Here is a 9,269-nt window from a genome sequence, read left to right on the forward strand (position 1 = left end):
CGGGGACGCGGATGGCGCGGCGTCGCGACCGGGGCGGAGCCTCCGGTGGGGATGAGGGGCTGTTCACCGGCGCCGCACCGCGCCCGCTGGCCGACCGGCTGCGCCCGCGTACCCTGGACCAAGTGGTGGGGCAGGAGCATCTGCTGAAGCCCGACGGCCCCATCGGTCGCATGGTCGCCACCCGCCGGCTGGCGTCCATGATCCTGTGGGGTCCCCCGGGGTGCGGCAAGACCACCATCGCCCGGTTGCTGGCCCAATCGACCGATCTGCACTTCGAGCCGCTGTCGGCGGTGTTCTCCGGTGTCGCCGACCTGCGCCGCGTGTTCGAGGCGGCGCGGGAGCGGCGGACGGCGGGGCAGGGGACCCTGCTGTTCATCGACGAGATCCACCGCTTCAACCGTGCCCAGCAGGACGGTTTCCTGCCCTATGTGGAGGACGGGACGGTGACGCTGGTGGGCGCCACCACCGAGAACCCGTCGTTCGAGCTGAACGCCGCCCTGTTGTCGCGGGCCCAGGTGTTCGTGCTCAACCGGCTGGACGACGGGGCACTGGAGCGGCTGCTGCAACGCGCCGAGTCGGAGGAGGGGCGGCCGCTGCCGCTGGACCCCGACGCCCGCGCCGCGCTGAAGGCCATGGCCGACGGCGACGGCCGGTTCTGCCTGAACCTGTGCGAGGAGCTGTTCGCACTGCCGCCGGGCGCCGACCTCGACACCACGGCGCTCACCGCCACGGTGCAGCGGCGCGCGCCTCTGTACGACAAGGCGCAGGAGGGGCACTACAACCTCATCAGCGCGCTCCACAAGTCGCTGCGCGGCTCCGACACCGACGCGGCGCTGTACTGGCTGGCCCGCATGCTGGCCGGCGGGGAGGACCCGCGGTACATCGCCCGCCGCCTCACCCGCTTCGCCGTGGAGGACATCGGGCTGGCCGACCCCAACGCTCTGGTCCAGGCCACCGCGGCGTGGGACGCCTACGAGCGTCTGGGCAGCCCGGAAGGGGAACTGGCCATCGCCCAGCTCGTCGTCTACCTCGGCACGGCGCCCAAATCAAACGCCGCCTACGTGGCCTACAAGGCGGCCATGCGGGCGGCGCGGGAGACCGGGTCGCTGATGCCGCCCAAGCACATCCTCAACGCCCCCACGCGGCTGATGAAGGACATCGGCTACGGCGCCGGCTACGCCTACGACCACGACACGGAGGAGGGCTTCTCGGGGCAGGACTATTTCCCCGAGGGCATGGGCCGGCGGGAGTTCTACCGTCCCGTGGAACGGGGCTTCGAACGAGAAATTCGCAAGCGTCTGGATTATTGGGCCCGGTTGCGCGTTAAGCGTAACAGTGAGCACTAGCGGTGCCGCGGCGGTCTTCGCACCGCCGCCCGGGGCGCGGCGGTGCGCCCATTGGATGCCGGTCCCATGCCCGCTCCCGCCCGACCCGCGCGCGATTTCCGCATCGACCTGTTCCGCGGACTCGCCCTGCTGATGATCTTCATCGACCACATCCCCGGCAACCCGTTGAGCAGCCTGACCCTGCACCGCATGGGCTTCTCCGACGCGGCGGAGGTGTTCGTGCTGCTGGCGGGACTGTCGGCCACCCTGGCCTATGGCGCGACCTTCGAGCGGAGCTGGACGCTGGGTGCCGTCCGCATCGCCGGCCGCTGTTGGGAGCTGTACTCCACCCACATCGTGCTGCTGCTGGCGGTGGCCGGGCTGCTGGTCGCCGTCAGCGCCCTGGCGGCGAATCCGGACTATCTGGCCCATGCCGGGTACCGCCCGCTGTTCGTCGGCACGGAAACCGCGCTGGGCCATGCGCTGACCCTGACCTATCTGCCCAACTATCTCGACATCCTGCCGCTGTACGTGGTGCTGCTGGCCCTGGTGCCGGTGATGCTGCCGCTGGCCCGCCGGTCCCCGGCCGCCGCCCTGGCGGTCAGTCTGGCGGTGTACGGGGCGGCACGCGCCCTCGGCCTGACGCTGCCCAACACGCCGCTGGACGGCACCTGGTTCTTCAACCCCTTCGCCTGGCAACTGCTGTTCGTCATCGGCATCGTCACCGGCCTGGCGGCCGGCCGGAGCGAGCGGGTGGTGCCGCGCAGCCCCGCGCTGCGGGCGGCGGCGTGGGGGTATCTGGCCATCGCCTTCGTGGCGGTGGCGCCCTGGTGCGACATCCCCGGCCTTGAGGGCTGGAGGCTCGTGCCCGACGGGGTGCTGCCGGCCATGGACAAGGCCGACCTGTCGCCATGGCGTCTGTTGCACGCCCTGGCGCTTGTCTATGCGGTGGTCGACCTCATCCCCGCCGACACCCGCCTGGCCGAATGGGCGCCGGCGCGGGCGGTGGCCCTGTGCGGCGCGCAGGCGCTGCCGGTGTTCTGCATCGGCACCGTGCTGTCGCGCGCAGGGGAGATCTACGCGGTGGAAACCGGCGGCGGTGCTGCGGCCATGGTGTCGGCATCGATCGTCGGCGTGGCCGTCCTGCTGCTGTCGGCGCGGGTGGCGGCGTGGTACCGTGCCAAGCCGTGGCGGCGCTCCGGCGAAACCGGGACGCTGCCGGTCCGTGGCGTGCCGAGCGAGGCGCGGTGAGCCTGTCCTTTTCCCGTTTCATCGCCATCGACTGGTCCGGAGCGAAGGGACCGCGCTACGCCGGGGTGGCGGTGGCGGAATGCACGCCCGGCGACGGGGCGCCGCACCCGGTGCCGCCGCCCGCCGGCGGGCGGTGGTGGTCGCGCACGGCGGTGCACGACTGGCTGCTGACGGTGGCGGCGGAGGAACCGGCGCTGGTCGGGATCGACTGCGCCTTCTCGCTGCCCTTCGCGGTGGCCGGGCGCTACGGCGCCGCCGATGCCTTCGCCCTGTGGGATCTGGTGGAACGGGTGACCGCCGGGCACCCGGATTTCCTCGGCGGCCCCTTTGCCGAGCATCCCGCCTACGCCGGCGATTTCTGGCTGGCCGGCACCCGCCCGGCGGGCTACGGCGATCCTCACCGCGGCACCGAGCACCGCTGCCGCGCCGACGGACTCGGCAGCCCGCAGAGCCCCTTCAAGCTGATCGGGTCGAAGCAGGTGGGGCGCGGCGCGCTGGCGGGGATGCGGCTGCTGCGCAGCCTGCGCGCCCGCGGCGGCGGCGGGGTTGCCGTCTGGCCCTTCGAGACACCGCGGCCGGGCGCCACCGTGCTGGTGGAGATCTACCCGCGCCTGTTCCTCCGGCACGCCGGCTTCGGCCAGCGCAAGATCCGCGCGGCGGCCGACGTGGACGCCGCCCTGGCCCGGCTGGGCTCGGCCCCCGCCGGCCTTACCGACGCGGTCAGCGACCACGACGCCGACGCGCTGGTGTCCGCCGCCGGCCTGCGGTTTCTGGCCGGGCACCCGGCCGTGTGGTCGCCGCCGGCCCTCGACGAGGAGGCCCGCCGCCGCGAGGGATGGATCTTCGGGGTCGGGGCCGAAGGGGCGGGGATGGCGGCGGTCAGCCCCGGCGCTCCGCCAGCGCCAGGATCTCCGCCGTATCCATGATCCGGGCGTATTCGCCCTCCAGGTTGGCCAGGGACAGGGCGTGCACGTCCTCGGCCGGCCAGACGCGGCCGCGGCGGTCACGGCGGGCGCAGGCGAACCCGGCATCGGCCGCCAGGATGGTGTCGAAGCCCAGGTTGCCGGCCATGCGCACGGTCGCCTCGACGCTGTTGTTGGTCAGCACCCCGGCGACCACCAGGGTGGCAATGCCGTGTTCGACCAGCCAGGCGTCCAGGCCGGTGCCGATGAAGGCGCTGTTGGTGGTCTTGGCCACCACGCGTTCGCCGGGCAGGGGCTGCGCCTCGGGCTTGAAGGCGTGGCCGGGAGTGGTCGGGCGGTAGGGGGAGTCCGGTTCCTGCGAATCGTGGCGCACATGGACCACCGGGCGCCCCGTCGCGCGCCACGCCGCCAGCAGGGCCGCCACGTTGCCTTCCGCCTGCGGGTTGTTGCGCGGCCCGTGCACCGCCCAGCGCGGATCGTCGATGGCGCGCTGCAGGTCGATGAGAAGGAGGGCGGCGTTGGCCGGCAGGGCGGCGGGGCGGTTGGGCATGGGCGGTGGCTCCGGATAGGGTCACCGCCACTCTGGCAAAGCCGCCGTCACTGCACCAGAGGTGGCGCGCCCGGCCGGATCAGGCGCTGCCGGCCGCGGCGACCGGGAAGCGGTCCGCCGTCGCTGCGCCACCGGCCGGCCGCTTCAGGGTGCGGCTCCACTCGATCAGACGGGCGAGGGCCACCATCATCGCCACGCCGGCGAGCCCGGTCGCCACCTGCACGGGGATGCCGTCGCCGGCCACCGTGTTCACCACGTCCGCCAGGGGGGCCAGGATCACGCCCAGGCAGAACACCTCCAGGGAGTGGCGGCCGATCAGGCGCATGCGCGCGCTCAACGGATGGTCGAGCCAGGATCCGCGGGGCACCAGCGCCGCCGCGCACAGGGCCAGGGCCAGGAAATGCAGCAGACGCAGGGGGTGCAGGTCGGTCTTGCTGACGGGATAGATCAGATCAGCGACCACGGCGGGCATCAGTGCGTCGTGCAGGGCGGGGATGCGCCACGACAGGGCCAGCAGCCCACCCAGCACCAGGACGCCGATGGCGCCCGCCAGCAGCGGTGCGGGAACCCGCCGGGGTCCGGCGTCGGCGGGGCGGGACGCGGCGGCGGCGCCCAGGACGAACAGGAACTGCCACGCCAGGGGATTGAAGAACCACACCTCGCCGTCGCGGCCCGGCAGGTTCCAGCCGAACACCGGCACCGCGACGTAAAGCACCGCCGACGCCGCCACCGCCGCGCCCCGCCACCGCACCAGCACCGGCAGCAGCAGGACCAGCAGGGCCAGCAGCACGATGTAGAGGGGCAAGGGGTCCATCAACCCCGGCTTGAAGCGCAGCATCAGGGCGTCCACCAGGGCCACGGGCGTCTGGGTGACGAAGTAGTCGAGATTGAACTCCGCCACGAAATCCCGGCCGTGAACCCGCGCGCTGGCCAGCACCACGATGCCGGTCAGCAGCACCAGCAGGAAGATGTGGGCCACGTACAGGGTCCAGACGCGTTTCAGGACGCGCATGGCCGCCGCCGCCCAGCCGTCGCGCCGCAGCACGCCGCCATAGGCCAGCGCCGCGCTGTAGCCGGCGAGGAACACGAAGACCTCCGCCGCGTCACTGAGTCCGAAGTTGCGCATGGACAGCATTCCCAGAATGCTGCCCGGCGTGTGGTCCCAGAAGATGAACACCAGGGCAAGGCCCCGGTAGAAATCGACTCGCCCGTCGCGCTCGGCTTTCACGGACCGCCTCGCACCGTTGTTTCGGATGCGCTGATAAGCGGAAGGGGAACGGCGGCTTCCGGGAAAGGTTCCTGTGCCTCGCCTGTGTCCTTTTTCGGACGCGGGCGGCGGTCAGCGGGCGGCGGTCGTGCGGCGCTCCTCCGGAACGGGGGTGGCGATCATCTCCGCCAGGAACTCCGCCACGCAGCGGTAGCTCGGGTCGCGCATGTGGAAGCCGTCGCTGCTGAGGATGGTGTCCGCGGTGAAGGTGCCGCTGTCCAGCCACCACTTCATGATGCCGTAGCGGTCGAGCACGGGCACGTTCAGCTCCCGCCCCAGGTCGCGCACCGCGTCCACATAGGCGCGGTAGGAGCCGACCCGCGTCTCGCCCGGAAAGGACTGCGGGTTCATCAGGATCAGGTCGGCGCCGGCGCGGCGGGCGCGCGCCACGCCGTCGCGCACGGTGGCGGCGAAGGCGGCCAGGGGGACGCGCTGCACGCTGTCGTTGGTGCCCACCTGCCAGATCAGCAGGTCCGGCTTCTCCGCCAGCACGTCGCGGTCGAAGCGGGCGAGGTTGGCGGCGGCGGTCTCACCCCCCTTGCCCCGGTTGACCACCTCAACCGGCGCCGGGACGTACGCGCGGCTCAGCATCTCCTTGAGCTGGGCCGGATAGGTCGCCGCCGGTCCGGAGGCGCCGGCGCCTTCCGTGCTCGACGAGCCCAGCGCCACCACCTTCACCGGGCGCCGGGTGGCCAGCGCCTCGCGGGTGCGGGTCAGGCCGGCGGCGGCCTGATCGGTCCCGGCGGGAAGCGGGCACTGGTCCGACGCCGCGGCAGCGCCGGCCCCCGTCAGCAGCGCAAGGGCCAGCAGACCACGGCCCATCCATCGGTGCATCCATACTCTCCCGGTGTTTCCCGAATCCGCCGGGATTGTTGGCATCACATGGTTAATTTGACCTTAAGTCCGGGGGTGTTTTCCCGCGCCCGCGGCGGGCCGTTCGTCGCGGGGCGGCCGTGCGTCGATTCTCCTGGATTTGCCGGCGCGGTGCTGGCAAAGGACGGGGCTTGCGCCGTTCCGTTCGCCGTCGGGGCCGGGCGAATCCGCCGAAGGGGACTGTCCGTGTCGGTTTCCACCATTCTTGCCGTCGCCGCCGGCGGAGCGCTCGGTTCGGTCGGGCGGTACCTGACCATGGTGACGGTGGGGCACTGGCTGGGCACCGGCTTTCCCTACGGAACCCTGACGGTCAACGTCGCCGGCTGTTTCGTCATGGGGGTGCTGGCGGAGCTGGCGGCGCTGGTCTGGTCGCCGTCGCCGGAGCTGCGGGCCCTGGTGATGGTCGGCGTGCTCGGCGGCTTCACCACCTTTTCCTCGTTCGCGCTCGACATCGGCGTGCTGGTCGGGCGCAACGCCTATCTGGAGGCAGGAATGTACATGGCGGCCTCGCTGGTCCTGACGGTGACCGGCTTTTTCGCCGGCCTGGCGCTGGTGCGCTCCTTGGCGGGGCCCGTGCTGTGAGCGCCGTCGAAACGCGCACCGTCAGCGCCGACGAGGCCGACATCCGCCTCGACCGCTGGTTCAAGCGCCATTTCCCCGACCTGACCCACGGTCACCTCCAGCGCCTGCTGCGCACCGGCCAGGTGCGGGTGGACGGCAAGCGGGCGGAGGCCGGCACCCGGCTGGCGCCGGGGCAGAGCGTGCGGGTGCCGCCGCTGACCGTTCCCGCCGACACCCCGGCAAAGCCGAAGGCGCCCGCGGCGGTCACGTCGCGCGACGCCGAGGCGCTGCAGGCCCGCGTCCTCTACAAGGACGACGACGTCATCGCCATCGACAAGCCGCCGGGGCTGGCCGTGCAGGGCGGCACCAACACGTCGCGCCATCTGGACGCCATGCTCGACGCCCTGCGCTTCGGTGCGGCGGAGCGGCCGAAGCTGGTGCACCGGCTGGACAAGGACACCTCCGGCGTGCTGCTGCTGGCGCGCACCGGCTTCGCGGCGGCGAAGCTGGCGGAGATGTTCCGCGGCCGCGACGTGCGCAAGATCTACTGGGCCGCCACCGCCGGCGTGCCCAAGCCCTATCAGGGCAAGATCGACCTGCCGCTGGCCAAGGAGGGCGGCGCCCACGGCGAGCGGGTGGCCACCGACGCCGAGGACGGCAAGCGCGCCGTCAGCCTCTACACCGTGGTGGAGAACGCCGGCAAGTCCGCCGCCTTCGTCGCCCTGTGGCCGCTGACCGGGCGCACCCACCAGCTTCGCGTCCACATGGCGGCCATCGGCACGCCGATCCTGGGCGACGGCAAGTACGGCGGGCAGGACGCCTTCCTGCCGGGGGCGGAGGTGGCGAAGAAGCTGCACCTGCACGCCCGCCGCCTGATCCTGCCGCACCCGCGCGGCGGGCGGACCATCGACGTGACCGCCCCCTTGCCCGACCACATGGCGGCGACGTGGCGCTACCTGGGCTTCAGCGCCAACCTGCGCGAGGACCCCTTCGCCGCGTTCGAGTGACAGGGCGGCGGCGTCCGGCCTTGCGGGGCCGGGCGCCGCCGGCCATATGATCGCGACCGCCCGCCACCCTGCCGAAGCTTCGTTGCGCCCGCCGATGGCATCGTCCCTGCACCTCGCCCTGTTCGACTGCGACGGCACCCTCGTCGACAGCCAGCACCTCATCGTCGCCGCCATGGCCGCCGCCTGGCGGCTGCACGGGCTGGACGCGCCGGAGGCGCAGGCGGTGCGCCGGGTCGTCGGCCTGCCGCTGGAGCGGGCCATCGCCCTGCTGCTGCCCGACCTGCCGGAGGAGCGCCACGGCGCCATCGCCGGCAGCTACCGCGACGCCTTCTTCGACCTGCGGCGGAGCGAGCCGCCGGAGCCGCTGTTCCCCGGCATCCGCGCCACCCTCGATGTGCTGGACGCCGCCGGCGTGCTGCTGGGCGTGGCGACCGGCAAGTCCCGGCGCGGGCTGCTGGCGGTGCTGGAGGCGCACGGGCTGCGCCACCGTTTCGTGACGCTGCAAACCGCCGATGTCGTCCCCGGAAAGCCGCACCCGGAGATGGTGCGCCGCGCCCTGGCGGAGACCGGTGTCGACACCGCCGGCGCGGTGATGATCGGCGACACCACCTACGACATCCAGATGGCGCGCGCCGCCCGCATCCCGTCGGTGGGCGTGTCCTGGGGATACCACGCGGTGCCGGAACTGGTGGCCGCCGGGGCCGCCCGCATCGTCGGGGACGGCGCCGCAGTGGCCGGGGCGGTGCTGGAGTTGTTGAACGGTGATACCCGTTCCTGAGGATCGGAAGGCATGAAGCGCTTTTACACGAATGTGGATGTCGCGGCGGTGGACGCCGGGTGGGAGGTGCGGCTGGACGGCCGTGCGGTGCGCAGCCCGGCCAAGGCGCCGCTGCCGTTCGCCACGCCGGCGCTGGCCCGCGCGGTGGCCGACGAATGGGCGGCCCAGGGGGATCAGGTGGCCCCCCGCACCATGCCGCTGATGCAGCTTGCCGCGACGGCGGTGGACGTGATCGGCGCCACCCGCGAGGCGGTGATCGCCGACGTCGCGCGCTACGCCGAGACCGACCTGCTGTGCTACCGCGCCGAACACCCGCGGGAACTGGTGGAGCGCCAGGCCCGCGTCTGGCAGCCGCTGCTGGACTGGGCCATGCTGCGCTACGACGCGCCGCTGCACGTCTGCGCCGGCCTGATGCCGCAGCCCCAGCCCGAGGCGGCAACGCGCGCCCTGCGCCACGCGGTGGCGGCCCACGACGATTGGATGCTGGCGGCGCTCCAGTCGGCAACCTCCGCCTGTGGCTCGCTGGTGGTGGCGCTGGCCCTGCTGGAGCGCCGGCTCGACGCGGCCGAGGCGTTCGACGCCTCCCAGCTCGACGAGAACTACCAGATCGAGCAGTGGGGCGAGGACCCCGAGGCGACGACCCGCCGCGCCGGCCTGCGCGCCGACATCGAGGCGGCGCGCCGCTTCGCCGACCTGCTGCGCACGGCCTGACCGCTGCCGGCGCGGCCCGATAG

10 protein-coding genes are annotated in these 9,269 nt (G+C 72.9%); 7 read left to right on the forward strand and 3 right to left on the reverse strand.

What is annotated here, in order from left to right:
• Nucleotides 1-11 precede the first annotated feature (11 nt).
• The 3 genes from G472_RS0119530 to G472_RS34360 all read left to right on the forward strand — a co-directional run bounded on the left by G472_RS0119530 (nt 12) and on the right by G472_RS34360 (nt 3,502).
• Nucleotides 12-1,346, forward strand: coding sequence for a replication-associated recombination protein A (locus G472_RS0119530; RefSeq protein WP_035693135.1), 1,335 nt, complete (start codon nt 12-14; stop codon nt 1,344-1,346).
• 66 nt (nt 1,347-1,412) lie between these two features.
• Nucleotides 1,413-2,576 carry an OpgC family protein gene (locus G472_RS34355; protein WP_051341039.1) on the forward strand — a complete coding sequence of 388 codons (1,164 nt, stop codon included), beginning with the start codon at nt 1,413-1,415 and terminating at the stop codon, nt 2,574-2,576.
• On the forward strand, nt 2,573-3,502 hold the full coding sequence (locus G472_RS34360; protein ID WP_051341040.1) for a hypothetical protein: 930 nt from the start codon (nt 2,573-2,575) through the stop codon (nt 3,500-3,502). The genes G472_RS34355 and G472_RS34360 overlap by 4 nt, the downstream gene beginning before the upstream one ends.
• Here G472_RS34360 and G472_RS0119545 read toward each other — a convergent pair.
• From G472_RS0119545 to G472_RS34365, 3 genes are all read right to left on the reverse strand, one after another.
• A complete protein-coding gene (locus tag G472_RS0119545; protein ID WP_035693137.1) occupies nt 3,456-4,049 on the reverse strand; it encodes a cysteine hydrolase family protein in 594 nt (197 codons plus the stop codon). The two genes, G472_RS34360 and G472_RS0119545, sit on opposite strands and share 47 nt — an antisense overlap.
• A 79-nt stretch (nt 4,050-4,128) precedes the next feature.
• Complete coding sequence (locus G472_RS0119550) at nt 4,129-5,277, reverse strand: OpgC family protein (RefSeq protein ID WP_029009730.1); 1,149 nt, start codon at nt 5,275-5,277, stop codon at nt 4,129-4,131.
• Between the two features lie 111 nt (nt 5,278-5,388).
• A complete protein-coding gene (locus G472_RS34365) occupies nt 5,389-6,150 on the reverse strand; it encodes an SGNH/GDSL hydrolase family protein (RefSeq protein ID WP_156927181.1) in 762 nt (253 codons plus the stop codon).
• Nucleotides 6,151-6,375: 225 nt separating this feature from the next.
• On the opposite strand from G472_RS34365, the gene crcB reads away from it, so the two are divergent.
• The 4 genes from crcB to G472_RS0119575 all read left to right on the forward strand — a co-directional run bounded on the left by crcB (nt 6,376) and on the right by G472_RS0119575 (nt 9,246).
• The gene (gene crcB, locus G472_RS0119560; protein WP_029009731.1) at nt 6,376-6,771 is read left to right on the forward strand and encodes a fluoride efflux transporter CrcB; all 396 of its coding nucleotides are present in this window, start codon (nt 6,376-6,378) and stop codon (nt 6,769-6,771) included.
• Nucleotides 6,768-7,757 carry an RluA family pseudouridine synthase gene (locus tag G472_RS0119565; RefSeq protein ID WP_029009732.1) on the forward strand — a complete coding sequence of 330 codons (990 nt, stop codon included), beginning with the start codon at nt 6,768-6,770 and terminating at the stop codon, nt 7,755-7,757. The genes crcB and G472_RS0119565 overlap by 4 nt, the downstream gene beginning before the upstream one ends.
• A gap of 94 nt (nt 7,758-7,851) precedes the next feature.
• The gene (locus tag G472_RS0119570; protein WP_029009733.1) at nt 7,852-8,535 is read left to right on the forward strand and encodes an HAD-IA family hydrolase; all 684 of its coding nucleotides are present in this window, start codon (nt 7,852-7,854) and stop codon (nt 8,533-8,535) included.
• 12 nt (nt 8,536-8,547) lie between these two features.
• The gene (locus G472_RS0119575) at nt 8,548-9,246 is read left to right on the forward strand and encodes an ATP12 family chaperone protein (RefSeq protein ID WP_029009734.1); all 699 of its coding nucleotides are present in this window, start codon (nt 8,548-8,550) and stop codon (nt 9,244-9,246) included.
• Nucleotides 9,247-9,269 lie beyond the last annotated feature (23 nt).

It is taken from the genome of Azospirillum halopraeferens DSM 3675, from assembly GCF_000429625.1.
Lineage (GTDB): Bacteria > Pseudomonadota > Alphaproteobacteria > Azospirillales > Azospirillaceae > Azospirillum > Azospirillum halopraeferens.

What these genes read in the sequence shown, in the direction of transcription:
- G472_RS0119570 (WP_029009733.1), top strand. Translation starts at nt 7,852, where the DNA reads ATGGCATCGTCCCTGCACCTCGCCCTGTTCGACTGCGACGGCACCCTC.
- G472_RS0119575 (WP_029009734.1), top strand. Translation starts at nt 8,548, where the DNA reads ATGAAGCGCTTTTACACGAATGTGGATGTCGCGGCGGTGGACGCCGGG.
- G472_RS0119530 (WP_035693135.1), top strand. Translation starts at nt 12, where the DNA reads ATGGCGCGGCGTCGCGACCGGGGCGGAGCCTCCGGTGGGGATGAGGGG.
- G472_RS34355 (WP_051341039.1), top strand. Translation starts at nt 1,413, where the DNA reads ATGCCCGCTCCCGCCCGACCCGCGCGCGATTTCCGCATCGACCTGTTC.
- G472_RS0119545 (WP_035693137.1), bottom strand. Translation starts at nt 4,049, where the DNA reads ATGCCCAACCGCCCCGCCGCCCTGCCGGCCAACGCCGCCCTCCTTCTC.
- G472_RS34365 (WP_156927181.1), bottom strand. Translation starts at nt 6,150, where the DNA reads ATGCACCGATGGATGGGCCGTGGTCTGCTGGCCCTTGCGCTGCTGACG.